This window comes from Arthrobacter sp. Leaf337 (genome assembly GCF_001423745.1).
GTDB lineage: Bacteria > Actinomycetota > Actinomycetes > Actinomycetales > Micrococcaceae > Arthrobacter.
In genome coordinates this window covers 41814-67870 of record NZ_LMPC01000006.1, presented here as the reverse complement: position 1 = coordinate 67870, position 26057 = coordinate 41814, and the positions used below count along the sequence as shown (strand labels likewise).

The 26057-nt window shown below is 61.3% G+C and carries 22 protein-coding genes and 1 pseudogene; 12 read left to right on the top strand and 11 right to left on the bottom strand.

Annotation, left to right across the window (positions count from 1 at the left end; genetic code table 11):
• Positions 1-108 precede the first annotated feature (108 nt).
• A complete protein-coding gene (locus ASF98_RS06540; RefSeq protein WP_055799197.1) occupies positions 109-1767 on the bottom strand; it encodes a thiamine pyrophosphate-binding protein in 1659 nt (552 codons plus the stop codon).
• A gap of 120 nt (positions 1768-1887) precedes the next feature.
• Positions 1888-2391: an Lrp/AsnC family transcriptional regulator gene (locus ASF98_RS06535; RefSeq protein ID WP_055799194.1), complete on the bottom strand. Its 504-nt coding sequence runs from the start codon at positions 2389-2391 to the stop codon at positions 1888-1890.
• Positions 2392-2484: 93 nt separating this feature from the next.
• On the opposite strand from ASF98_RS06535, the gene hisC reads away from it, so the two are divergent.
• The 3 genes from hisC to ASF98_RS06520 all read left to right on the top strand — a co-directional run bounded on the left by hisC (position 2485) and on the right by ASF98_RS06520 (position 5996).
• Positions 2485-3582, top strand: coding sequence for a histidinol-phosphate transaminase (gene hisC / locus ASF98_RS06530; RefSeq protein ID WP_055799191.1), 1098 nt, complete (start codon positions 2485-2487; stop codon positions 3580-3582).
• Between the two features lie 52 nt (positions 3583-3634).
• Positions 3635-5047, top strand: a complete 1413-nt coding sequence (locus tag ASF98_RS06525) for an amino acid permease (protein ID WP_055799189.1) — start codon at positions 3635-3637, stop codon at positions 5045-5047.
• A 331-nt stretch (positions 5048-5378) separates the two neighbouring features.
• Entirely contained in the window at positions 5379-5996 is a 618-nt protein-coding gene (locus tag ASF98_RS06520) for a hypothetical protein (RefSeq protein ID WP_156372321.1), read from the top strand.
• A gap of 165 nt (positions 5997-6161) precedes the next feature.
• On the opposite strand, the gene ASF98_RS24075 is transcribed toward ASF98_RS06520, so the two are convergent.
• Complete coding sequence (locus ASF98_RS24075; protein ID WP_156372320.1) at positions 6162-6875, bottom strand: trypsin-like peptidase domain-containing protein; 714 nt, start codon at positions 6873-6875, stop codon at positions 6162-6164.
• Between the two features lie 31 nt (positions 6876-6906).
• Positions 6907-7032 carry a hypothetical protein gene (locus ASF98_RS25145; protein WP_442854030.1) on the bottom strand — a complete coding sequence of 42 codons (126 nt, stop codon included), beginning with the start codon at positions 7030-7032 and terminating at the stop codon, positions 6907-6909.
• Positions 7033-7167: 135 nt separating this feature from the next.
• On the opposite strand from ASF98_RS25145, the pseudogene ASF98_RS25140 reads away from it, so the two are divergent.
• From ASF98_RS25140 to ASF98_RS06500, 7 genes and pseudogenes are all read left to right on the top strand, one after another.
• Positions 7168-7338: pseudogene (locus ASF98_RS25140) on the top strand (MFS transporter); the annotation flags it as partial.
• Positions 7339-7651: 313 nt separating this feature from the next.
• Positions 7652-8611 (top strand): phosphoribosyltransferase-like protein, encoded by a 960-nt coding sequence (locus ASF98_RS24070; RefSeq protein WP_156372319.1) that lies wholly within the window; start codon positions 7652-7654, stop codon positions 8609-8611.
• 2 nt (positions 8612-8613) lie between these two features.
• Positions 8614-10602, top strand: a complete 1989-nt coding sequence (locus tag ASF98_RS06515) for an ORC-CDC6 family AAA ATPase (RefSeq protein ID WP_055799183.1) — start codon at positions 8614-8616, stop codon at positions 10600-10602.
• Positions 10589-11566: a hypothetical protein gene (locus tag ASF98_RS24065; RefSeq protein ID WP_156372318.1), complete on the top strand. Its 978-nt coding sequence runs from the start codon at positions 10589-10591 to the stop codon at positions 11564-11566. Before ASF98_RS06515 ends, ASF98_RS24065 begins: the two co-directional genes overlap by 14 nt.
• A gap of 404 nt (positions 11567-11970) precedes the next feature.
• Positions 11971-15087 carry a DUF3427 domain-containing protein gene (locus ASF98_RS06510; RefSeq protein WP_268760420.1) on the top strand — a complete coding sequence of 1039 codons (3117 nt, stop codon included), beginning with the start codon at positions 11971-11973 and terminating at the stop codon, positions 15085-15087.
• Between the two features lie 260 nt (positions 15088-15347).
• Positions 15348-15668, top strand: a complete 321-nt coding sequence (locus tag ASF98_RS06505) for a nucleotide pyrophosphohydrolase (RefSeq protein ID WP_055799457.1) — start codon at positions 15348-15350, stop codon at positions 15666-15668.
• Between the two features lie 142 nt (positions 15669-15810).
• Positions 15811-17385, top strand: coding sequence for a DNA/RNA helicase domain-containing protein (locus tag ASF98_RS06500; RefSeq protein ID WP_235505635.1), 1575 nt, complete (start codon positions 15811-15813; stop codon positions 17383-17385).
• A gap of 148 nt (positions 17386-17533) precedes the next feature.
• On the opposite strand, the gene ASF98_RS06495 is transcribed toward ASF98_RS06500, so the two are convergent.
• From ASF98_RS06495 to ASF98_RS06480, 5 genes are all read right to left on the bottom strand, one after another.
• Positions 17534-18109, bottom strand: a complete 576-nt coding sequence (locus tag ASF98_RS06495) for an HNH endonuclease (RefSeq protein WP_055799172.1) — start codon at positions 18107-18109, stop codon at positions 17534-17536.
• Positions 18110-18284: 175 nt separating this feature from the next.
• Positions 18285-18704 (bottom strand): hypothetical protein, encoded by a 420-nt coding sequence (locus ASF98_RS24685; protein WP_235505633.1) that lies wholly within the window; start codon positions 18702-18704, stop codon positions 18285-18287.
• An 845-nt stretch (positions 18705-19549) separates the two neighbouring features.
• The gene (locus ASF98_RS06490; RefSeq protein WP_055799168.1) at positions 19550-20416 is read right to left on the bottom strand and encodes a DeoR/GlpR family DNA-binding transcription regulator; all 867 of its coding nucleotides are present in this window, start codon (positions 20414-20416) and stop codon (positions 19550-19552) included.
• Positions 20417-20458: 42 nt separating this feature from the next.
• Entirely contained in the window at positions 20459-20845 is a 387-nt protein-coding gene (locus ASF98_RS06485; protein WP_326949414.1) for a GNAT family N-acetyltransferase, read from the bottom strand.
• Positions 20846-20949: 104 nt separating this feature from the next.
• The gene (locus ASF98_RS06480) at positions 20950-21822 is read right to left on the bottom strand and encodes a ribokinase (protein WP_055799164.1); all 873 of its coding nucleotides are present in this window, start codon (positions 21820-21822) and stop codon (positions 20950-20952) included.
• Between the two features lie 140 nt (positions 21823-21962).
• Between ASF98_RS06480 and ASF98_RS06475 the strand changes: the two genes are divergently transcribed.
• Positions 21963-23384, top strand: coding sequence for an MFS transporter (locus ASF98_RS06475; RefSeq protein ID WP_055799162.1), 1422 nt, complete (start codon positions 21963-21965; stop codon positions 23382-23384).
• A 52-nt stretch (positions 23385-23436) separates the two neighbouring features.
• On the top strand, positions 23437-24444 hold the full coding sequence (locus ASF98_RS06470) for a nucleoside hydrolase (RefSeq protein ID WP_055799159.1): 1008 nt from the start codon (positions 23437-23439) through the stop codon (positions 24442-24444).
• A gap of 75 nt (positions 24445-24519) precedes the next feature.
• Here the strand turns inward: ASF98_RS06470 and ASF98_RS06465 are convergent, their stop codons facing one another.
• Together ASF98_RS06465 and ASF98_RS06460 are read right to left on the bottom strand one after the other, a co-directional pair.
• Complete coding sequence (locus ASF98_RS06465) at positions 24520-25305, bottom strand: alpha/beta fold hydrolase (RefSeq protein ID WP_055799157.1); 786 nt, start codon at positions 25303-25305, stop codon at positions 24520-24522.
• Between the two features lie 77 nt (positions 25306-25382).
• Positions 25383-25946, bottom strand: coding sequence for a dihydrofolate reductase family protein (locus tag ASF98_RS06460; protein WP_055799154.1), 564 nt, complete (start codon positions 25944-25946; stop codon positions 25383-25385).
• Positions 25947-26057: the final 111 nt, after the last annotated feature.

Here is a 26057-nt window from a genome sequence, read left to right as displayed (position 1 = left end):
ATAACGGAATCAAAACAGTCGAAGCCCCTTCAGCATTGCTGGTGGGGCTTCCCCTATTTTGCGTTCGACGGCGGCCGAGGTCACGTCGCTGTGGCGGCTTGTCCGCCGCTAGCCCGCCACCGCCGCCTTCGCGGCCTGCTTGGCATTCATCCACTCGCTCATCCACGGGGCACGCACGCTCGACGTGATCCGGCAGTCGGCCACGAAGGTTCCCTTGGCGCCGGCGACAATCCAGTCCTGAACGGCTGAAAGGTCCGCCAGTGAACGGATGATCGCGGACTGAGCCCCCAAAGCGCGGGCGACGCCGCTGAAGTCCACTTCGGGGATCAGCATCGGCTTTTCGGTGAGGCCCTTGGAACCGTACTGGTGGATCTCCGCTCCGTAGGCGGCATCGTTGAAGATGACGACGACGGCGCTGCTCGCCGCGCCAATCAGTGACTCGAGGTCGGACAGGCCCATCAGGAAACCGCCGTCGCCGGAGGCCAGCACCAGGGTGCGGCCGTCCTCCACCGCACGGGCTGCCCCGACGGCGCTGGCAAGGCCCAGCCCGATGGTCTGGAAGGCCGTGCCCACCATGACCAGGTCCTGCGGTCGCGGGATGTTCCAGTACATGGGGGCCCAGCCGAGGAAGTGCCCGCCGTCCTGGACCACCGTGCGGCGCTCCGGCAGCACGTTATCCAACGCGATGGCAAGGGAACGAGGGTCCAGCCGGCCGTCCGCGGTCTTGTCGGAGCCGGGGTGGTGGGCCGGTCCTTCGGTCAGACGCTTGCGGGCTTCCGCCCGCCACGCTTCTGCTGAAGCCTCACCGTCCAGCAGTTGGAGGATGCGTCCGGCGGCGGACTTGGCGTCGGCGCTGACGAACAGGTCCACCCGCGGGTGCGTGGGCTGCAGGGCGGAGTCGATCTGGATGACAGTGCTGTCCGGGCCGAGCAGGTGCCCGAACCGCAGGGTGAAGGGGCTCAGGCTGGCCCCGGCCACGAGGACCACATCCGCTTCGCCCATGAGCCCGGCCGCGGTGTCTGTGCCGAAGCCGCCCGCGACGCCGAGGTACCCGTCGCCCTGGAGCAGGTTGAGCGCCAGGGCGGTTCCGGCGGTCAGCGCGCCCAGCCGGTCGGCAAGCTCGCGGAGCTCCGGGCCGGCACCGGCGAGGTGCGCACCGCGGCCGGCGAGGATGAGCGGCCGCTTGGCCCCGGCGAGCAGGCGGGCCACCTGACCAAGGCCGGCGCCGCCGTCGTCCGTTACCTGGGGTGCCAACGGCGCCGGAAGCTCTTCATCTGCCGCCTCGAGTGCCGCGAGGTCGTAGGGAATGGCAATCACGACGGCGGTTCGCGTGGTGAGTGCGTACTCCACTGCCTGCCGGGTGATGGAGCCCGCGGCGTCGCGGGTGACGGTGAATGTGGCCGCGCCGAGGCCTGCGGCGATGGCCGCCTGGTCCACGTCCTGGGGCCGGGCGCCGGTGCTCGGAGCATCCCCGGTGACCAGCACCACCGGGATCTGCGCCTGGACTGCCTCGGCCAGGGCGGTGAGCGCGTTGGTGTAGCCGGGGCCGTAGGTGGTGGTGCCCGCGGCGAGGCGTCCCGACGCACGGTAGTAGGCGTCGGCCGCGGCGATGGCGGCGCCCTCGTGCCGGACGGGGGAGAAGCGGAGGCCCAGCTTCTCCGCGGCGTCGAGGAAGTAGACGTTTCCGTTGCCCATGACACCGAAGAGATCGGTGAGGTAGCTGCTGAGAACCTGCGCCACGCGGCCGGAGACGGTAAGAGTAGTCATGCAGGAATCTTGTGGGCTAAGTCACGGATAGGCAAGAGAGTCGAACTTGGTTGGGACATTTGGCAGGAGAACGCCGGTACAAGTGAAAATTTGCCCACCTGTGGCGTGCATCACCCGCAGCTAGTTGGAAGGGCGGGATTCCTGCTCGGAGAGCCGGGCCAGGAGGCCGTCGTACCGAGGGGGCATGAGTTCCAGCACGGAAATGGCGGTGCTGGTCCGCTGTATGCCCTCGATCTCCAGGATCTCGTTGGTGATCCGGTAGAGGTCGGCCGTACTGCGGGCCACCACCTTAGCCATGAGGTCCGCGTCCCCGGTGGTGGCGTGCACCTCGATGACTTCCGGGATCGCGGCCAGGCCGTCCTCAACTGCTCCTGTCCGGGTCTGGCTGATGGACAGCGAGAGGAAGGCCATCAGGTCATAGCCCAGCGCGGCGGGATCCAGCCTGCGGCTGAAGGAGCGGAGGGCGCCGCTGCGCTCGAGCCGCGCCAGCCGGGCGTGGACCGTGTTCCGTGCGACGCCGAGCGTGCGGGAGAGTGCCAAGGCGCTGGCTTCCGGATCCTTGTCGAGGGCCAGGATGATCCTGCCGTCGAGGGAATCCAGGGTGCGAGGGGTCGGGGTGGTCATATTTTCACCGCAGTCACTAGAAGTTGAGCAGAAGTCCCAATGGGTTGAGGGTATCTTGCATTGTGTGCCGGGTCACAACCATGATCGGTCCTCATGACCCGTGATCAACTCCTGACTGCCCCGGACACCGCGCTTCCCACCCTTCGTGGCGCTGTGGCCGGACTTCCGCCCTATGTCCCGGGACGGCGCGGCGCCGGCGTGGACATCGCAGCCCTTGCAAGCAACGAAAGCCACTACAGTCCGCTGCCTGCTGCCGCGGCTGCGGTGGCCGAAGCGGCCGGCACCATGAACCGCTACCCGGACAGTGCCGCCGTCGAACTCCGCGAACGGCTCGCCCGGCACCTGGGCGTCACCGCCGGGGAGGTCGCGGTGGGACCCGGCAGTGTGGGCGTGCTCCAGCAGATCATCACCGGACTGTGCGACGCCGGCGATGAAGTGATCTTCGCGTGGCGTTCCTTCGAGGCGTACCCCATCCTGGTTGAGCTGGCAGGCGCCCGGCCGGTCTGCATCCCGCTGGACGACGCTGAAGGCCACGACCTCGACGCCATGGCCGCGGCCGTTACCGACCGCACCAAGGTGATCCTGCTCTGCACCCCCAACAACCCCACCGGCGTGCCGATCAGCCACGAGCGCATCGTGGCGTTCCTGCAATCCGTCCGTTCCGACATCCTCGTGGTGATCGACGAGGCCTACGTGGAGTACGCCGAGGCGGGCAGCGGCCCCGATTCCCTGGCGCTCTACCGCCAGTACCCGAACGTCTGCGTCCTGCGCACCTTCTCCAAGGCCTACGGACTCGCCGGCCTGCGCGTCGGCTACGCCGTGGCTGCGCCGGCCATCGCCGAGGGACTGCGCCGCACCGCCCTTCCCTTCTCCGTGAGCGCGCTGGCCCAGAAGGCGGCCATCGCGTCGCTGGACGCGGGGGAGGAGATGGAAGCCCGGGTCGCCGCCGTCAGGCAGGAGCGCGCCCGAATGGCCGCGCAGCTCGAAGCCCAGGACTGGAAACTGCAGCCGAGCCAGGGCAATTTCCTGTGGATCCGGGCCGATGACCACCTCCGGGCGAGGCTGGTGGACGCGTTCGACGCCGCCGGCATCCTGGTCCGGGCGTATCAGGGCGACGGCGTGCGGATCACCGTTGCCGATCGCGCCTCCAACGACCGCGTGCTCCGGCTCCTCGAAGCCCACACAGCCTGACAACCGACTGACCCTTTACCAACCCGTTCCACCTACAACCAGAGGAATTCCCATGGAACAACAGACAAAGACGTCTGCCCGCGCCCTCGGCGCGGCCCTTAAACCCCGCCAGCTCACCATGATGGGCCTGGGAAGCGCCATCGGCGCCGGCCTGTTCATCGGCTCCGGCGCGGGCATCCAGGCTGCCGGCCCGGCCGTGCTGATCTCCTACCTCGTGGCAGGCACGCTCATCATCCTGGTGATGTGGGCCCTCGGCGAGATGGCCGCCGCCAACCCGGACAGCGGCGCCTTCTCCGTCTACACCGCCAAGGCCTATGGGCCGGTGGCCGGTGCCACCGTGGGCTGGCTGTGGTGGCTGCAGCTGGTGGTGGTCATCGCGGCCGAGGCGCTCGGTGCGGCAGGCCTGCTGGCCACCATCTTCCCGGCCCTGCCGGTGTGGCTGATGGCCTTCGTTTTCATCGTGGTGCTCACCGCCGTGAACCTCACCAGTGTGAAGAACTTCGGCGAGTTCGAGTTCTGGTTTGCGCTGCTCAAGGTGGCGGCCATTGTCGGGTTCCTCCTGGTGGGCGCGGCCCTGCTCTTCGGCTGGCTGCCGGGCGTCCAGTCGCCGGGCCTGTCCAACTTCACGGGTGCCGGGTTCGCACCCAGCGGTTTTGCCGGCATTGCCACGGCCCTGTTCGTGGTGGCATTCGCGTTCGGCGGCACCGAGATCGTGTCCGTGGCTGCAGCTGAAACCGCAGAGCCGGCCCGCAGCGTGAAGAAGGCAGTCCGGACGGTGCTGTGGCGCATCCTGGTGTTCTACATCGGTGCGATCTTCGTGATCGCGGCAGTGGTTCCCGTGGGTTCGGCGGGGCTGAAGAGCCCGTTCGCAGCGGTGCTGGATGCGGCCGGCATGCCCGGTGCGGCCACCGCCATCACCCTTGTGGCCGTCGCAGCGCTGCTCTCCGCACTCAACGCCAACCTCTACGGTGCTTCCCGGATGGCGTACTCCCTTGCTGAGCGCGGTGAAGCGCCGCGCCTGCTTGCCTCCGTGTCCAAGGCCCGGGTTCCGGTTGTCGCAGTCCTGGCCAGCGTCGCCTTCGGTGTAGTCACAGTTGTGCTGGAGCTGGCTTTCCCAGAAAAGGTCCTTCCCGTCCTGCTCAATATCGTGGGCTCGACCTGCCTGCTGGTGTGGACGTCCGCGCTGCTGGCTCAGCTCGCGCTGCGCCTCCGCGCCGACCGCGAGGGAACGGAACTTCCCCTGCGGATGCCCGGCTTCCCGTGGCTCACGGTGTTTGGTCTGGTCATCCTCGCCGCGATCTTCACGGTGGGCTTCATCGGCGAGGATTCCCGTCCGCAGCTCCTGAGCACGTTCGCACTCGTGGCGCTTTTGGCGGTGGCGAACTGGCTCCACCACCGGTCGGGGAAGGTTTCGCCGGTTGTTGAGTCTTCGGACGGTGCCAAGCAGCCGGTGATGGTCGACTGAATCGGAGACGTTGAACCCTTCGTGAGGGCGTGAATGGAGGGCGCGTCCGGTTTTGGCCGGACGTCCCCTCGCTTTGTACGCGCCTTCGCCGCCCGAGGTAAACGGCAGGACCCCTTCCTGATTTGGGGCAGTTGTCAGGGCTAAGTCCACAGCGTTGCGAGACAATAGGGCTATGACTGGCCATAAAGCGCAGGACAGCTGGGCGAGTGTGACTGAGGACTTGATGGAACTGGTGGAAAATACACCATCCCCGCCTCAGCGGCCAGTCGGCGACTGGACCCGAAAAGACCAGGCGGAGGCGCGATCAGTAGCCGTTGCGTGGGGATAACTCATGAGAATAATAAGATCCTCTAGCGCTGTGCTCCTGCTCGAAGGGGCCAACTACGGAGTTGAGTCGAGCCCTCTCGTCCGATCTGTTATAGAGCACGCGATTAGGCTTAGCTGGGGTGCCGCTCTTGAGCCGCACGTTTTTGTGGAAGCGCTTCTTCGGATGCAGAAATGGAGCCTTGAGAAAACGATGGAGGCAGCGGAAAGAGGATGGGCGCTAGCTCCGGCCCAAATTCGAGATATCCAGGAATTGATGGCCGAGGCAAGCGATGAATATAAATATCTAGACACCTATAAGGCCCTAGCTAACGTTGTCGAAACTAATCCTGGCGAGTTTGCCGGGATCTACCAGTATTGGCTGCGCGAAACCCAAGTCAGTCATCCGACTATGTCGAGCGCCGCCCCATATCTCGCTGTGAATGCTGATGCCTTTGGCATGAGTCTGTATCATGAGCCCCGCCCCACTGAGACGCGAAATGATGTCCTTCTCCCATCGCTGCTTTGGGTCGCTGCGGGGGCTTTCGGAGTAATCTCAGGGCTTACTCATTATTTTGAGGAACCGCTCAATGACATTGGCGCGAGGATGGCAGATCTTGGGGTTCCACCCTTTGAATTGAAATAAACTTGAAGGACTCCGGCGGCGACAAATTGACCATCGCGTCCCGAAGGGGCGAGGCACCGAATATCTACTCGCCGCAGTTTGAACCTTCGTCACTTAACGCGCCCCCGCCATGGTTGCCTGAAACGCCAACGGTCTCAATCTTTCCAGAATGTACTGAGATTCCCCTCAGGGGGTTACGCAGGATGGTTGATGATTCCCGTAATTAATTCCTTCGATGTAGCCGTTCTTGGCCGTATGGAGCCAATCGATACAGGCAGCATTCAAGACAAGGCCCATCCCTGGTGCATAGGCGTTGCCGTCGCCATAGTTGATGCCTAGCAAACCGCCAGCCGGGGTGAGTAGAGGACCACCGGACTCTCCCACTCGAGAAGGGGGATCGATATGAATCACCACCTGATCAGACGAAGAACCTGCGAGGCTATAGCTTTCAGTGGTAATTCGGGGCCAGTTGCGACAGCCAACGATGACGGCCTTATCTCCTACCTGGGCAGCGGCTGGAATAGGGGGTGGGAGCAGGAACACCTTGGAGCTGGCCGCGTGCAGATAATCAGCCGACAAGGGAACCAGGATTAGGTCAAGAAGCTGCCGGGGTTCACTCGTAGTGCGGCCATACTTGAAAAGTGGAACTCGACCCTCGCCACGGTCACCATCGAAAAGCGGGACTTGTGCCAAAATATTCTTTTCCCCGTCTTGGATGTTTATTTCACTTGACCAATTGGGCCAATCATCGAATTGGTCAGTGGCGCCCGTTGCCAGGTGCGCAACCGTGGTCAAGTAGGTCTCCCCGCCAATCTGAACAATGAAGCCAGTACCGACCATTGCATTGTCGCCGTTGGGCCGGATCGCCGAAAGCGGGATTGCGGTGTTATCGAAGTTCACCTGTTGACCGTATCTGATATCCGGTCCCGTTTTATACCGACGCCGTCGCCGGAATACAAGCGACACTTGTTCCGGCGGTTAGCGCGCCCAGCCGGTCGGCGAGTTTGCGGAGCTCCGGGCTGGCACCGGCGAGGTGCGCACCGCGGTCGGCGAGGATCAGCGGCCGCTTGGCCCGGCGAGTAGGCGGGCCACCTGCCCACGGTCCGCGCCGCCGTCGTCCGCTTTGTTGCGGCCGTCAACACCGTGGCGTAGCCCTCCACGTCCTATCCGCTCACTTACAAAGTGAGCACCAAAAGGGTATGACGCGATCGAGGGGACGCTGCTGACCACTCCAGTCCTTGTGGCCATGGCGTTGTGCATCCAGCTGACCGGGTCTTTCGGCCACCGGATTGGGCGCCTTCCCGTGCTCTGGATCGGAGCCGTCAGGACCGTGGTGCTGGCAGCACCGGCGTTTTTCCCCATCGAGCAACCTCTACGGGGGCCATGGGCATCGGATACAACTTATGCGATGACACGCTCGGCGCGATTGGGAAAACCCGGGTCATGGGGAGATACGATGAGTCGATTGGGACTTCGCATCCGAACAAACCGAGCGGACATTCCCTGGGTCAACGATGTTCCATAGTCGGCGAACGTTCGAGAGCGTGATGCTGCCATAAGACTGCGAACATGTTCACGCATTGCTTCATGAGCGCGGTCTCGCGTCAGTAGCCGGGCATGAAGCTTTTTTGAGGGACGTTGGGCATTGAGAACATTTGCACGGGGGACGATGAAGTATGACCGGCCACAATAGCTTTGAGGACGACCTTCTAGACCGAATCATGATTTTGAGTGAAGGTGTTTGGGAAAACCGTATCCATCGCCCCGACATTGAAGCCTGGTTAGCGAATTTCAGCGGAGATGTTTTTTCTGTCCAACGTGAGCGAATTTTTGCAATAGTCCTTCTTGCACACTTTACTTATTTTGGGGATCGCGAGCTGCGAGTGATGCTTCGCTCACTATACCGTGATCTTTTCCGGTATCCACTAATTCAGTCAATTCGCACCGACAGGGGCGGAACAACAGATGCCAATGACGTAAACGCAGCCTTTCAATTGGCCCGGGCTCGCACTCGGTTTCTTGGAATGGGCAACCCCTCTGAAAGCGGCGCCCATCTGCTTTACTATTTTCGTCAAGAAAACAGGCTTCCGAAAAACTTGTTTGTGCATCAGCATGAAGTTCTGCGGGCAGCACCAAGACAAGATGTTCCCGCAATTGATATTCCTGACCTTGATCGACTGATATTCATTGACGACGTTCTAGGTTCTGGCAAACAGGCGCTTGAGTACTCCGAAAAAATACTATCGAAATATCGTGAAGCGGCGAACCATGAGGGCCGCGACCTTTCAATTCATTATTATGTTCTTTTCGCGAAACAAGGAGGATTGGATGTTGCGCGAAATGGTCTTTTTGACGAGGTGAATGCAGTCCATATCTTAGATGAGTCCGAGTCCGCTTTCTCTGGAACCTCGCGCTTACTGGCGAATCTAGCGAATGATATTTCCCTTGATGATTTGGAGACATTCGCTAGACATTATGGTGAGAAAGTCCTAACGGGGCATGGGCTGGGATACAGGAACGGCCAGATGTTACTCGGCTTTCACCACAATATACCGAACAACACCTTGCCAATTTTTTGGATGGATGAGCTTGGACCGCACTGGCAGGCGCTCTTTCCGCGCTATCAGAAGGTATAAACATGGAATCAAACCCCTTTGAAGTAACGAAGGCTGTCGACTTTACCGACGCGCAGATCGCTGAGACGTTCGTTCCTTGGCCGACCGGAAGCGTTGCCAACCCAAAGAGTCCTATGACCCAGTTTCTCGTTGGAGGAAAGGGTGGTGGCCGTACACATTTGATGCGTCATCTTTCCTACTCACTTCAGCGCGAACGTGGCTCGTCGGTCCTCCAGCAGATCATGGCCGACGGTTATGTGGGCGTCTATTTCCGATGCTCCGGACTCAGCGGGAGTCGATTCAGCGGGCGAGGCCTCAGCAAGGAAGTGTGGCAAGGCGTCTTCAGTTACTACATGGATCTATGGGTGACGGAGCAGTTGCTGCACGTTCTTGCCGATATTCAATCTCGAGATGCGTGTTGGGACAAGCATGCCGAGCAAATCTTCTCCGGAGCGGTATCTCAGGTAATTGAAGGATCAACTTTATCCAATTCGGTGCCTGTTACTGATATTCCAGGCATGCTTGCCTTGGTTGCCAAGTTGAGGAGATCCGTCGACGTGCAGGTTAACAATGCTGCAGTCAAGGGGGAAATTCAGGTTGAAATTACCTCAAATCCTGGCGAAATGATTTTCGGAGTGGCCCGGGCGGTATCTCAGTCACTGACCGGCCTGGAGAATGTGGTCATTACGTTCTTGATAGACGAATATGAGAACCTCAATATTGATCAACAGATGTACGTAAACACGCTCATCCGTGAGAAGCAACTCCCCGTAACGTTCCTTGTCGGATCGCGCGCCTGGGGTGTTCGCACACAGTTAACGTTGAGCGCCGACGAGGAAAATAAAAGGGGCAGCGAGTACGAGTGGATTGAATTGGAGGAGGCCTACCGGGCTCGTAACGCGGCATACTCTAATTTTTGCGTTTCACTCGTGAAGGGTCGCCTCAATTTGGAGAACCAAAATTGGGATGAAGCAAGGCTTCAAAAGGCGTTCGAGAAGTGGGATGCTGAAGCGCTAGCGCATCGTCCCCTGCTTTCGATATTGAAGAAGTACTCCCCAGAAGAACGTCCTCATCTGGCGCGGCTAGTGAATAGCGTCACGAAGGCCACAGGCAATAGTGAGTTGGCGCATGAATTCTCCGCGGAAATCTCCTGCGCCAATTCACCTTTGGTTGAGAAGCTGTCAATCTTGCGGTTCTACCAAGATTGGAGCCGGGCTCGGAAGTTGGACTCGACGACGCTCGCGGGTGCGATAAGGCTAAGGCGGGATCTTCTGTCTGGGAGATCCTCAAAGGAGTCTGAGGAGTATCTCAAGCGTTGGCGGTCCGACATGATTGCTCAGGTCCACGCCGAAGCCTCGGAGGCGCTCCCCTATTACGGATTTGAACAGTTCATCGAGATGTCGACGTACCTTCCTCGAAGTTTTCTAGTTGTCTTGAAGCACGTGTACCGGCGGGACAGTTTTTCTGGGGGGCGACCCTTCCAGGCAGGTCAAGCCATCTCCATCGACGTTCAAACCAAAGCGGTACTTGACGCAGCAAACTGGTACAGCGTCGACTCCCTGCCCGTGGGTCCGATGGGGGACCAGTGTGAGATCGCAATACGAAGGCTTGGGACATTCATGAACAGGTATAGGTACTCGGACAAACCTGCTGAGCCAGGAGCTGTTGCTTTCTCTACAGACCTTCATAACGTATCCCGTTCGGCTCGCGACTGTCTGGAGGCAGCCACGACCCACGGGCTCCTTTTGGAAGTACCGGGTGGGCGTATAGCGAGAGACTCTGGCTCGCGGCATAAGAAATACCAGCTTCACCCAATGATCGCGCCGCTTTATGGACTTCCCACGCGAAGAAAGGGCACTATCGCTTTCAAGTCAGACGAAATTGATGCATTCTTTGCAGTCGGCTCAACTGAAGAAAACTATTCAACAATAGTTGAAAAGCGACTCGCATCATTAATTGCCCCCTTTGGCGCTTACTCGCACACAATGGAGGCGCTTTTTGACCTCGACTGACTATTCGATGCTACGGCGTCGCGTGCTTTTGCCGAATGAGATTAGTAGCGCGGTGAATTTTGATGTATTTCTGTCTGCATACAATGAATCAGAACGCGTAAACAGGGTTTTTACTGACGTCCGTGCGGCCAGGAAGATCTGGATCATTCATCCTGAGTACGGTGATCTGAACCCCTTAGAAGGTGACGACTGTGCGGTCTTTCGAGTGGCTAAAGACGAAATACCGCTGGATGCCTTGCGTCGAATCATACGGGACATTGGTTTGTCTGAAGAAGACCGAACCATCACGGTTGGAGTGGATATCACGGGACTTCTCCGTCCGTTCGTTCTTACGATGGCATTTCTATTCCGTGAACTTGGGTTCGAAACCGTTACCTACATCTATTCGGATCCATTTACCTATTCGGCAGGATTCCGCACGACCTTCTCAACCGGTGCGCTTTATCCCGTTGAATCGATCCCTGGCTTCGAGGGAATTCATGAGCCTAATCTTGATGCAACTGATGCACTCATTATTGGGGCTGGATACGACTCTCGTCTAATTAGAGCAGTGGCGGAATACCAGCGTTCGGCTGAACATTTTGTCTTGTTTGGGTTGCCAGGTCTTCAGCCACATATGTATCAAGAGAGTCAGCTCAGAGTTGCCGAGGCGAGAGAATCAATACACAACTATGGCAGCCACAAGACGGCACTATACGCCCCAGCGGATGATCCTTACACCACCGCTGAGATTCTCAGTCAACAGATTACGAGGATTCGCTCCGGTAGTCCCACGCGCAATATCTACCTCAGCCCTGTGGGACCAAAGACCCAGGTCTTAGGGTTTGCTCTATATTACTTAGCGGAATGCGCCGACACGCCTACTTCCATCTTGTTTCCGGGTTCGGCGAGCTACGCCACTGAAACGTCAAGTGGTCTATCACGCGTGCATCTATTCGAGGTCGAGTACGCCCTTCTTTGCTGAAATCCTATTACCTCGTGCCGTGTTCGGTTGCCGTTTCCGATGCGAACGAGCTTCTGGATGGCCCCGCGGACTAGTGCCCGGTCGTGGCGGTGGTGCTTTGGGGGACGGATTTCGCAGGAGACGACAGGTCGCCGGTTCAACTAGCGCGACGTCCTCTCGGTCTAGACACTCGTTCGGGATAAGGGTGGTCCGCGACGGTGGTAGGTCGCACTAACGTCGGCCCTTGGAGGAAGGTGGCGAACCTGTGCGCCCCTCGCGGTGACCGCGCTCAGCAGCTCAGAGCGCCCACCGTCGACGACCATATAGACATGCCCGGACATTCTGGGCCAAGACTGGCGGATGTCGGTTCTGCCCCATACCCTGACGCAGTGACTAAATTCATTGGGGGAGGAGCAGCGGATCGGCTGCCCGAAGGATTGTATGAACTTCTCAACACCGATGTACTTGGCAATCTACTGACCACCGACTTGGAAGCGCGGCCGATCTTCCAGGACATAGAAGATGAAGACACCCCAGACATCCTCTCTCGCTACGTCGCCGACGCCGTTCGCAGGGCCCTCGCCACAGCCAAGCCAGCAGACAGGGTCGCTCTAGCAAACCGTCTTTTACAAGAGCTGAATCATAGCGACCGAATCGCACCCGGCCCCACCCAACTCCAGTCACTCCACCGTCCGGATACCCTAAAGCGCCGACAACTGCGCCGCCCCACAACCAAACTTAGTGATTCCGCGCTACTCACCAACAGCAAGGACGATCCAAACCTCGCAGCCGAGCTTCGGGCCGAGATTGAATCTGCCAACACGGTCGACTTGCTCTGTGCTTTCGTCCGCTGGACCGGACTCCGCCTTCTCCAGCCGGCCCTTGAAGAACTCAAGGAGCGGGGAGCCCGGCTGAGAGTCCTTACTACCACGTACATGGGCGCCACTGAACGCCGCGCCATCGACGAGCTCGTCAACCGCTATGGCGCCGAAGTGAAGATCAACTACGAAACCCAGGCAACGCGCCTGCACGCCAAGGCCTGGTTGTTCCGCCGTAATTCCGGCTTTGACACCGCCTACGTCGGCAGTTCCAACCTCAGCCAGGCGGCCCTGCTGGACGGCCTCGAGTGGAACGTACGGCTCAGCTCGGTCGGCACACCTACGCTGCTGCAGAAGTTCGAGGTCACCTTTGACAGCTACTGGGAGCAGCGAGCCTTCCAAAGCTACGACCCGGACCGCGACGGCGAAAAGCTGGACGCAGCATTAGAGCGCAACGGCGGCCGGCGCACGGCAGTCCCGGGCGCGGCCACCGGGCTCGAAGTCCAGCCGTTCCTCCACCAGGAGGAGATGCTCGAAGATTTGGAAGCCGAGCGTCTCAAGGGCTTCGACCACAACCTCGTGGTCGCGGCCACCGGCACCGGCAAGACCGTCATTTCTGCCCTGGACTACAAGCGCCTGTGCGAGGCTGCCGGCCGCGATCTGAAGCTGCTCTTCGTCGCCCACCGGCAGGAAATCCTGAAACAGGCGATGCGCACCTACCGTGACGTCATGCAGGACGGCGCCTTCGGCGAACTCTACGTCGGAGAGCACAAACCTCAGCGTTGGAAGCACATCTTCGCTTCTGTCCAGTCGTTGTCCTCACTGGGCATCGAACAGCTGGAGGCGGACTTCTTCGACGTCGTGGTCATCGATGAATTCCACCACGCCATGGCGCCCACCTACCGCCGGCTGCTGGACCACCTGCAGCCGCAGCAGCTCCTCGGACTGACCGCGACGCCGGAACGCGGCGACGGCGTCGACGTCGCCAAGCAGTTCTTCGACGGTCGCACCGCCAGCGAACTGCGCCTCTGGGACGCCCTGGACGCCGACCTCCTGGTGCCGTTCCACTACTTCGGCGTCTCGGACGACGTCGACCTGAGCCAGCTGGAATGGAAGCGCGGCAATTATGACACCGCGCAGCTGAACAACCTCTACACCGGCAACGACGCCCGCGCCGCCAAGGTGATCCGCGAACTGCGCGACAAGGTCACCAGCACCGAACAGATGCGCGCCCTCGGCTTCTGCGTCTCGGTCCAGCACGCCCACTACATGGCCGACGTCTTCAACCGCGCCGGCATCGCCTCGGTTGCCGTCGACGGGAGCACCGACGACGCCGACCGCGCTGCGGCGCTGGATCGGCTCCGCACTCGGGAGATCAACTGCATCTTCGCTGTCGACCTCTTCAACGAAGGCCTGGACCTGCCGCAGGTGGACACCATCCTGCTGCTCCGACCCACGCAGAGCGCCACGATCTTCCTCCAGCAGCTGGGGCGCGGCCTGCGCCGTGCCGAGGGCAAGGCAGTGCTGACGGTCATGGACTTCATCGGCCAGCAGCGCCGAGAATTCCGCTTCGATCTGCGGTACCGGGCACTCACCGGCTACGGGCGCAAGGAGTTGGAGAAAGCGGTCGAGGATGAGTTCCCGTATCTGCCCTCGGGCTCGCAGATCGTGCTGGACCGGGTGGCGCAAAAGGTGGTGCTGAAGAACATCAGAGCACAGTTGCTAAACCGGCGGGAGCTGGTCCGGGACATCGCTTCGTACGCCGAGACGGAGCTGGAGGCCTATCTGGAGCAGTCCGGGAACGACGTGAAGTCGATCTATCGTTCGACCAGGGATTCCTGGACCGGCTACCTTCGACAGGCGGGGTTGATTGAAGGGTTCTCGCCGCTGGAGGCGGCTCTTAGCGGGAGGATCGAGGAGCTCTCGGATGCCGACGAGAAGAAGCTCCTGGGCCGCATGGCTGCTCTCATCCATGTGGACGACCTGGAACGCGCCGAGGCCTACTCGATGCTGGTCGGCCCCGGTGCGCCCCGCTACGCGGAGCTCGGAATGCGCGAGCAGACTTTCGCCCGGATGCTGTTCTTCACGCTGTGGGACGACGGCGGCGGTTTTCAGACGTACGACGCCGGCCTGGACTATCTGCGCGGATATCAGTTTGTGTGCAGCGAGATCCGCCAGATCGTGAAGCTTGGAGTCGTAGCATCCAAGCACGCTGCCAAGGGGCTCGGAACGGGGCTGCAGCACGTTCCTCTGCTGTCGCACGCGACTTATCGGCGAGAAGAAGTTCTGGCCGCTCTTCAGTATGGATCCTTGGAGCTGGGCAAGAACGTGCAGCATCGCGAGGGCGTGGCCTGGTGCCAGTCAACATCCACCGACGCCTTCTTCGTCACCCTCAACAAGGATGACAAGAAGCACTCGGCGACCACGATGTACAAGGACTACGCCATCAGCCCGGAACTGTTCCATTGGGAATCACAGAATGCGACGTCACCGGGCAGTCCGACAGGGAGGCGGTATCTAGACCGGGGTTCGCATGGTTCGAACATTCTGATCTTCACTAGGGATTCGGCGGACGACGAGACCGGCTTGACTGTTCCCTACACGTGCCTTGGACAGGTGGATTACGTGCAGCACACGGGGGAGAAGCCGATTGCGATTACCTGGAAGCTGCACCGGCCGATGCCAGCTGACGTGTACGCGACGGCTGCTGCGGTGGCGCAGTAGTCCTGTACTGAAGCCAGGCCAATTTCATTTCGTCTTCTAAGCGGCCACAAAGGACTTCAGAAGTTCTCAAATTCCACAGAGCTCGAAGCCGGGGAATGGCACTTCGCGCTTTGGAAGCTACTCGTTGTGACGGTACGGCACCGACTCCCCGTGCTGGAAATCACCGAGGATCGCCACTTTTCCCTAGGGATTGCTATCAGCGATTGAACAAAAATGGTTGTTCGCACATGTTCCATTTGGCTGCATGTTACGGTGAAATAATGTCTGACAAAACTGTGGTGCAGTTGCTTCGCGAGTTCGTTTCGGAGCGGGAGTGGGGTCAGTTCCACAGCAGCTCCAACTTAGCAAAATCCATCTCAATTGAGGCGGCCGAACTCTTGGAATGCTTCCAGTGGAGTGAGGATGCGGATCCACTGCGGGTGCAGTCGGAACTTGCCGACGTCTTAACTTATGCTTACCTCTTGGCCGATCGTCTAGGCCTCGACCCTGACACGATCGTGACCGAGAAACTCAAAGAGACTCGGACGAAATACCCGGTTGAAAAGGCCCGTGGGCGGAGTTCGAAGTATGACGAGCTTTAGGATTGAACGACGGAGTTTTTCGCCTCAAGACATTGAGCTATTGGGTCGCAGTGGCGATCGCTTCACTAACTGGCCGGTCGTATACACGCTAAATGACTCAAGAGACGTGTATGTAGGTGAGTCGAGAAGCGTATCTTCTCGCATGAGGCAGCATTTGAAATCGCCTGAAAAGAGCGGCTTGCACAGAATGCACCTTGTCATAGATGATACTTTTCACAAATCCGCCTGCCTGGACTTGGAGTCATTCCTGATTAGGCTCTTCGCTGGCGAGGGCCGCTATCAGGTGCTGAATGGAAATGCGGGGATCAGCGACTCGGACTACTACGACCGAGATAAGTACACAAGCTCTTTCAACCAAATATTTGACGAACTGCGCGCAGAAGGAATGTTTGAACGCTCAATTCCAGAAATTGAAAACAGTGATCTCTTTAAGTTTTCACCATTTAAGGCTCTTAATCACGATCAGGCGGGCGCTGTTGGAGACATTTTGGACGGTCTTCTCGACGATGTTGAGCGTAGAGAACCAAGTACAAGCGTCATTCAGGGCGACCCTGGCACCGGGAAAACAATCATTGCAGTATACCTAATGAAACTGCTGAGAGACATTCAGCTTTCTCAAGAAGGTGAAAACTTTGATAGTGATTCAATTTTTGCGGACTACTTTGTAGAAGGAAATCGTGATCTCATTGCCGATCTTAAAATTGGCCTAGTCGTCCCGCAGCAGTCGTTACGTTCAACCATCAAAAAGGTTTTCAATAAGACGCCTTCTCTCCAGCCCGACATGGTCCTGAGCCCGTTTGACCTTTCACCCTCTGAAGACCCCTACGATCTGCTGATAGTGGACGAGGCGCACAGGCTTAGCCAACGCGCAAACCAGCCCTCCGGTCCTCAGAACAAGAAATATCGCGAGATCACCGAAGCCTTATTTGGCATAGATGACCTTTCAATCACTCAGCTGGACTGGGTTCGTGAGAGCAGCAAGCACCAGATCTTGCTGGTGGATGCCGAACAGAGCGTTAGGCCCGCGGACCTGCCGAGGGAGTTGGTTCATTCCCTCATATTAACTTCGCAAGCTGAGAAAAAGTATTATCGTTTGCATTCGCAGATGCGCGTCCAGGGCGGAACGGATTACATAAAGTATATTCGTGGAATTTTGTCATCAAAGCCTCCGGTTCAAGCGCCCGTTGATAATTACGATTTTAGATTCTTTGATAATGTCAGGGATATGCACGACGCCATACGTAGGCGAGAATCAGAAGTGCAGCTAGCGCGACTTGTCGCAGGCTTTGCTTGGCCATGGAGGACGAAAACCGATCCCAATGCTTTTGACATCGAAATCGACGGATATCGTCTTCGCTGGAACAAGACTCAAACTGATTGGATTAATTCCACTAATTCGGTAGAGGAGGTTGGCTCTATTCATACAGTCCAGGGATACGATCTAAACTATGCAGGCGTCATTATCGGGCCTGATCTTCGCTTTGATCCGGGGACTCAGTCTATCGTTGTTAATCGAGTTGGCTACCACGACAAGAAAGGTAAGGAGAACAATCCCAAGCTGGGGTTGGTGTACACCGACAATGACCTGCTCAGATACATCACCAATATCTACGCCGTCTTAATGACGAGGGGCATGAATGGGACGTACGTCTACGTGCATGATAAAGAACTCCGCGAATACCTGCGCAAATTCATTCCTCGGGGGGATGGTTCCTAACGGCGACCAGCGCGTCAGGCGGGAAAACGAGAAGGCCCGGCACTGTTAGAGATGATGCCGAGCTTTTGAATTTGCCTCAGAATTCAACAGTTGTCGGGCCCTATCCCTGAACGCGGACAAGAGGGGCTTGTTTGGCATGGACGGCCGGCTAGGGGAGCGGCTGCCGTTCACCGACGCTGACGGAACGTTCTTGCGTGACGTACTCCCGCCGTCGTCGTTCCATCCTTTCCTGCTGGCCAGGCGAGGGGATCCTGGCGCTCTTCGCGCGGTTGCACCTCGCGCAGGCGGCGACGAAATTCTGCAGGCTCGTGGAGCCGCCTTTGGACCAGGGGTAGAAATGGTCGCCGTGCTCGGCGGGCCGGGAACAACGCCGGCGGAACCCCACTTCCATCTCACATTGGCCGTCAGCACGCGCCATGCCATCGCGGCGCTGTTGGCGCGTGAAGCGACGGACCGGATCGCGGCGTCGGACGTCGCGAGCGCCGATGATGGCCGCTGTAATTGTCAGGACAATAACAAAAAGGCCCGGTGCCATGAGCGCTGCCAGGACGTCGTCGAACATTCCGCGGAGTACCTCGGCGGCCGACGAGGCCACCGGGCCGGCCGCTCGGTTGGTCTTAGGCATGAGCGCCAGGACTACGGAGGCGCCTAACCACAAAATCACAGCCGCATAAGCCAATCGCAGAACCTGGCGGCTCCAGTAGATGCGTTTCAGTTCCAGCATGTCTTCCCCTTGAGACTCACCACTGCACCCGGGCATCGTTGCGGGCCGCATAACAGAGCCCCCAAACGCGGTTGGGTAAGGCTCAAACTTCCCAGACGGATGTTATTCAGGCCCGTCGCCTACGGCATTGGGAAGCCATAGGCGACGGACCTGCTTCCGATGGACTAGCAGGTCACTACTCGCAACCCACGCCGTCCCGATCATTGTCGAGACCATAGATGTCGGATCCGACGACGGTGACAGGTCCGCGAACGTACGCGGGACCGTTGCCGCTCCCGCCCGCGCAATCTACGTCTGATGCAACGGGCACGCATCCCCCTGCATAGTTTGGATCGCATCCGGACGGAGCCGCCGGGGCGGCAGGCTGCACGGGCACCTGGGCTTTCGCGGCTGCCGCCGCAGCTGCCGCGGCGGCAGCCTGCTGCTGACGCGCCGTCTCCGCGGCCGCAGCCTGTTGACGGGCCGTTTCCGCAGCGGCCTGCTCCTGGGCCGCCTTAGCCGCAGCTTCTTGAGCTGCCTTGTCGGCAGCCACCTTCGCCGCTGCCTCCGCTGCCGCCCGCGCGTCAGTTACGCGTTTTGATTCTGATTGCTCCATCCAAAGCAACTTCCCGGCGTCACTCTTTGTGCAGATGAAGACCTTTGGCGCGTACTTTTCAGTCGCGTTTTCCGTGACGCAGCCGGAGGATGCCGGCGCAGTTGGTTTGAGTGTCGGAGTGGCACTCGGAGATGCGGACTCGCTGGCAAGGGGCGTTGTGGATGAGGCGGCCGATTGTCCTCCGCATGCCGTGGCTGACACGACTAGGACGACAGCTGCAGCGGCACAACCTGCTCGCTTCTGAGTAATCCATGAGCGCGGCGAGGTCCGGAAGCCCTTGTCAACGCCGCTATTGACCGGCTTTCGCGCTTCATTGCGGCGAAAGAATGTGTTCATTTTTGCCCCCAAATTCTGGTGTAGATGCGAATTGCTCGCTGAGCGTAACATCGAATCTTGCATCACAGACGTGAGAATCGTCTTACAAAATGAGTCAAGGGCGCGACCAATTATTCTTGATCCATACCTTGCCGTGGCGTGCACGGAGTGCTATCTATCTATCTTCGGAAATAAGTAGCGCCTCTACCGCCACGGAGGCGTGGGTGAACGCTAGCTGAAGGCGAACATCGTGCATAGTTTGTTCTGCCGTTTGCTGCGGACGGCGCAGCTGTTGAATCCCTACGTTTGATCGACGCATCGCTAAAGCGCACCGAAGTCAGCGCGAAATAGCGTTTCTGGAAGTCGAATGTCTTGGAGGGGAAGCCGTTTATGACCATCCGCGCATTATTTGTGTAGTGATTCTGGAGGCCTGCGCGAGTGACAGTGATGAAAGGGCCCTACCCGCTCTTGGTCAGAGAAGTGATGAGCTTACTTATTGGGCGCAGCACGGCCTCGAAGCGCTTAGTTAGTCAGGGTAGACCCGAGCTGACCGGAATGCTCACCCCAACCGCAGTCACCTCAACCGCAACCCCAGCATCCCGAAACTTCCGCACCTGCCCGGGGTCGGCTCCGTCGTCCGTCACCAGGGTCCACGGCAACGCCAGCCGCGCCCACGCATGAAAAGGCCGTAGGCCGAGTTTGGGCGAGTCAGCGAGAACATAGACGGACCGCCCCCGCCGCGCCATGAGTTCCTTGAGTCGGGTCTGGGCGTGGTCGGCCTCGCAGATGCCGTCCTCGGCGGTGACGGCGTCGGCGCCCAGGAACACGCGGTCAAAGCTCATCCGCTCCAGCGCCGCCTCGGCCAGCGGTCCCACAAAACTTTGCGAAAGGCTCCGCAGCCGGCCGCCCAGGCAGTCCACCTCGATGCCCTCCGAATCCGCCAGCTCCTGCATGGTCGGTCCCACAAAACTTTGCGAAAGGCTCCGCAGCCGGCCGCCCAGGCAGTCCACCTCGATGCCCTCCGAATCCGCCAGCTCCTGCATGGTGTTGATGCCAGGCGTCGTCACGGACAGCTTCTCGAAGCCGCGCAGCTCGTGCGCCAGGGCACCCACGGTGGAGCCGGCGTCGAGCAGGATGTTCTCCCCGGGCCGGATCACGGACGCCGCCCAGCGGGCGATCGCGTGCTTCTGCTCAAACGCCTCACCCGTGCGCTGCCGCAGCGACGCCTCCGGGTGCGCGCCCAATGCCATCGCGCCGCCGTAGGTGCGGGCCAGCCGGCCCTGCCCGTTCAGCAGCGCCAGGTCGCGGCGGATGGTGGAGGCCGTCACCTCGAACCGTGCGGACAGTTCCTCCACGGAGGCCAGGCCGGTGGTGACGGCCAAGTGGTAGTTCGACATTTCAGAAGACCGTAACGATGGCTCAACCCGAGAGAGTCGGCTTTACAGCTCCAGCCGGAACACCCAGAGCAACACATCTTTGCCGGGCACGTGCCAGTCCCGCTCCGGCACCCTTTCGAAGCCCAGGGATTCGTAGAGAACATGTGCCCGTTCCATAAACGTCGCGCTCGTGATGCTGATTGCCCGGACAGCGGGCAGCGATTGGGCGTGCTCGATCACCTGGCGGACAACGGCACGCCCAACGCCGTTGCCCTGAACGGTCGGATCGACCGCGAGCATCCGGAATTCGAGCTCATTTTCCACTGCGATCTCGCTGTACGGCTGCCCCGCGAAGGTAAGGGTCACGGCCGCGACCATCGCGCCGGAGGCTTCGCCGACCCACAACTCAGCGTGGTCCGCACGGTGTTCCACGTTGTCCAGCACGCTCATGTACGGGTGGTCGGCAGTGAAATGTCCGGCATGGAGATACGCCTCGCGGGTGATTCTCCGGACCTCTGAATAATCGGCGGGCGTTGCCGGCCTGAAAACCAGATTCACCGCGCAGCAACCCCGGCTCCTGCTACGCGGGCAACGTATTCGGCCAGCGGGGCCAGCGCCGGCTGCGACGAGGGATCACCCACCGCATCCGCTCCCACGGCGTTAGCCACGGCCAGCGCCGTGGAGTAGTCGATCCTCGCCCGGAGCGCCAGCACCAGGGCAGAGCAAAATGCGTCGCCCGCCCCGATGGTGTTCGCCACCGTCACTACAGAGGCAGGAGCCTCAGCCACCCGGCGCCCGCGCTCGAACATCGCCGACCCGTCCTTCCCGTACGTCACCGCGACGAGCTTCGCCTCTGCCAGTGCCGGAATCAGCTCGTACTCGGTCTCGTTGACGATCACCAGGTCGCAGCGCTCCAGCAACTCTGCCGGCAGGTCCATGGCCGGGGCGGCGTTCAGGACGAAGAAGCCGGCGGACCGACGGGCGGCCTCCAGCACCACGGGTAGGCCGACCTCGAGCTGGCACAGCACCGTCTCCTCGGCAGAGAACTCCACGCCCTCCAAAGAGAATCCGGCGTTCGCCCCCGGGCAGACCACGATCTGGTTTTCGCCGTCGCGGTCCACCACGATCAGCGCGGTACCCGTCGCGCCGCCGTCGAGCACTGCCACATCAGCAGTGTCCACGCCGGCTTCGGAAAGTGACTCCAGCATCAGGCGGCCGGAGGCGTCATCGCCCACCGCCCCGATCATCCTCGAGCTGGCGCCCAAACGGGCAGCGGCCACAGCCTGGTTGGCTCCCTTGCCACCTGGCTGCTGCTGGAGGACGCCGCCGCCGACGGTCTCACCCGGGGAGGGAATCCGATCCGCGGTCGCGATGATGTCGAGGTTGATGCTGCCGACGACGGTGACGGCAGGAAGTCGAGTGCTCATGGAAAGTCCTATCGGTGAAGCCAAAGCGGCTGGATTAGGAAATAGTGTACGGCACGGTTGTACTTGTGCGTCATACATGGTTGTATAACAACTCACATCCCAAGGGCAGGAACCGACCCTGCAGAACAAAGGAGTTTGATGTGAACACCCCAACCTCAGTCGCGGCGTCGCCGCCGGCCGCCGTCGCAGATGACACAAAAATCGGCGGGCGCCGCGCGGCACTGCTGATCTCCACGCTGCTGCTCGGCGTGCTGTCCTTCCAGCTCAACGCCAGCATGGTCACGCCGGCGCTGCCGCAGATCGCGGCCTCCTTTGGCCTGAGTGCCGACAGCGCAGCCCCCGTTCAGTCCATGTTCTTCCTGGCCGGCGCCATCGCGGGGCCCGTCATCGGACGCTGGAGCGACTTCATCGGCCGCCGCACGGCCCTGCTCCTGGTCCTAGGGATCATGGGCGTGGGCACCATCCTCTGCATCGCCGCCCCCACGCTGCCGATTCTTATCGCCGGCAGGTTCCTCCAGGGCGTCTCCAGCGCCGTCTTCGCGCTCGCCTACATCGTGCTCAGCGAAAACCTGCAGGCCCGCGTCTTCGGCACCTCCGTGGGCATCATCGCCGCCATCAACGGGGGAGTGGGTGGCGTTGACGGCTACTTTGGCGGCCTCATGGCCGAAACCCTCGGCTTCCGGTCCATCTTCGTCGTCGTGCTCGTCCTGACGGCCATCGCCGCCGGCTGCATCCTCAAAACCGTCCCGAAGGGGCGGCCGCAGGGAGTGCGCGGTGCCATGGACTGGTGGGGCGCTGGATCCCTGTCCGTGTTCCTGGTATTCATCACCTACTTCGTCTCCGGCGGCTCGGCCGCCGGCTGGACCGCGCCGAGCACCCTGGCCCTGCTGGCCGGCACCGTCGCATCCTTCGCCGCCTTCTGGATGATCGAGAAGAAACGGACCAACCCGCTCATCGCCGTCCACCACCTGCGCTCCCGCCAGGTCTGGCCGGTCATCGCCACCACGGTCCTGACCCTCGCCGGCATCTTCGCCATCATCAACTTCACCGTGGTGCTGCTCAGCCAGGACACCCACCACGGCTTCGGACTCAGCGCCTCCCTCTCCGCGCTGCTGTTCCTGACCCCCGCCGCGCTGATCGGCGTCTTCGCCGCACCCCTCGCCGGCTGGCTCGCCGACCGCCGCGGCTGGATCAAAACCCTCCGGGCCGGAACCGGGCTCAGCCTGGCCTGCGCCATCGCCGCGGCCACGTTCTCCGACAACCAGGTGGCGGTGCTGATCGCCGTCGCCGCCCTCGGCATCTTCTACAACGGCCTCTTCCTCACCGCCATCAACGGACTCTCCGTCCTGCTCTCACCCAAGGAAGCACCTGCGGCCCTGCCCGGCATCAACGGCGCCTCCTTCGGCATCGGCGCGAGCCTCGGCGTCGTGCTCGTGGCACCCTTCGCCGCCCAGGCCACCTCCGCCGGCTACACCACAGCCCTCTGGATCTCGGTCGCCATCACCGCGGCCGCCTTCCTGGTCAGCCTCTTCGTCGCGGCACCCAAGGGCGAAAAGCTCTAACCCCACACCCGTCCATCAGCACGTCCAGCACCAACGAAACGAGAAACTCAGCATGACCACGCCCACCAGCCACCCGTTCTACCTCGACTGCGACACCGGGATTGACGACGCCCTCGCCCTGGCCTACCTGCTCGCCTCGCCGCAGGCGGACGTGCGGGGAATCGGGACCGTGAGCGGCAACGTCAGTGCCGCCGTCGGCGCCCGGAACACCCTGGACCTGCTCCAGCTCGCCGGGCACGCCCACATCCCCGTCGCGCTCGGCGCCCACGACCCGCTCGTTGGTTCCTTCCACGGCGGCGCCCCGCACGTCCACGGCACCAACGGAATCGGCGAAGTCTCGCTGGAAGCGGCCGACGCCGAACTGGTGCCCGGAACCGCCGCCGAGATGCTGGTCCGGCTCGCCCACGAACACCCGGGACAGCTGCGGATCCTGGCCGTCGGACCGCTCACCAACATCGCTGAAGCGCTGCGCCTGGACCCCGAGCTGCCGCGCCTGGTGCAGGACATCACCATCATGGGCGGCGCCGCGTTCGCGCCGGGGAACATCACCGCCGTGGCCGAGGCCAACATCGCCAACGACCCCGAAGCTGCGGCGGAGGTGCTCGCCGCGGATTGGGACGTGACCCTGGTGCCGCTGGACGTCACCATGTCCAACGTGCTCGAGGAAAGCCACCGGCAGGAACTGCTCGCCGCGCGCCATCCGGTCCCGCAGGCACTCGGCGACATGCTGGGCTATTACTTCCGCTTCTACGAGAGCCAGTTCGGCCGGGCCTGCTCGGCGATGCACGACCCCCTCGCCGCGGCCCTCGCGGTGGGCGGCGTCAGTGCGGCGGTGGCCCCGGTGGTGACGGTCGACGTCGACACCACCGATGGCCCCGGCCGCGGCCAAACCATCTGCGATCTCCGCGGCCTGTACATGGACTACCCGGAGCAGCCCGGCGCCCGCTGCCGGGTGGTGCTGGAGCTCGACGGTGACTTCGCGCCGCACCTGGTGGAGGTGCTGCAGTCCTTCCCTGAAAGTACGACGGCGGCGGTCGCCGTGGGTGCGGCGGTCGCCTAAGCGGTCGTGTTGGCCGAGCCGGTCAAAACTGGATGGACCGCATTACGGAGAGGGGCCCGGCGCGTGCCCGCAAAGTCAGGAGCCCGTTGATGCCTCACTCCTGCCTTCCGCCCGCTCCCAGTGCTTCCGGAGCAACTCGGCCAGTCGCTCCGGCTCGATCCGGTGTGGCGGGTCGAAGTGGTGGCGCTTGGAGAACACCTCCAGGTGGAAGTCCGGGAAGAAGACCCTTGCCACCCGGCCGGCGATCTCGCCGTAGTCGTCCGGGTTGCTCAAGCCGCCGAGGGCGAAGAACACCGGCTGGGGAAACGCGGCCAAACGTGCCCTGTCCAGGTCATAGCTCTTGAAGTTCTGCAGGAACGCCCTGATTCCCGCGGGCCGCTTTGCCATCCACGGCGGCGGGGGACCCGGAGGCGGTGGTGGAAGCACGACGTCGGGCTTAACTCCCAGCCTGATGAAGGCGGGCATGAACTGCTCCGGGGGAAGGGCTTCCAGCTGCTCGTACTTCTTCCAGAGCTCCGCGTGCGCGGGGCTCCAGTCCCAGTTCCCGGCCCAAGCAGGCTCCAGCAGCGCCAGGCTCAGCAGACGTCCGGGATGCTTGGCAGCGAACGCCAGCGCCGCCGCGCCGCCGCCCGAATAGCCCACAAGATGGAACCTCTCCCATCCCCGGGCGTCAGCTTCGCGGAGCACGCCGTCGATCTCGGTGTCCAGGCTCCAGCCAGGCGGCGGCTCATCGTCTGCGTAGAGCTCCAAGTCTTTGGCGACAGCCTCTACATCCCGGCCCAGGGCGTCAATCAGAGCTTCGTACGCAGGCTGGGCGGGGAGCACACTGCCGGGAAGAAGGATGGCCCGTATCCGATCCATAGACGAACCATACGCCCGAGGTGGCGTACCGGCTACCGGCCGCTACGTCGTGAGGGGAAGGCCAGCACCAGGCGCGCTCAGCGCCTCGTCTCGTACCTGGTCATGATCACGCCGCCGGGAAACGGCCGCGTCTCCATCAGGTTCAGGTTCACCCAGCCGTCCAGCGCGGTGAAGAACGGCATGCCGCCGCCCACCAGGACCGGATGGGTCACGACCGTGTACTCATCGATCAGCCCGGCCCGCATGGCCGCCCCGGCGAGCGTTGCGCCACCAACCCTCATCGGGCCGCCGTCGTCGGCCTTGAGTCGGGTGATTTCCTCGACCGCGTCGCCGGTGACCACGCGGGTGTTCCAGTCGACCTTGTCAATCGTCGAGGAGAACACCACCTTCGGCGTGTCCCGCCAGTTCCGCGCGAATTCGATCTCCGCCGGGGTGGCGTTGGGCTGCTGGTCGCCGGTCGGCCAGTGGGAACTCATGGTCTCCCACAGCTTGCGCCCATACAGCAACAGGCCGATCGCCAGCTCCTGATCGAGCCACCACTGGAACAATTCCTCGCTCGGCACGCCCCAGCCAATGTCGTCGCCGGGCGCGGCGATGTAGCCGTCCAGGGTCACGTTCATGCCGTAGATCAGTTTCCGCATGACGCCAGCCTTCCGTCAGTCTCCAGCATATAGACCAGCATGGCGCGGGAACCTCCGTCCTCGCGTCAACTGAGCCGTCTGGTGGAAGATCCTCAACTGGACGCCATGCCC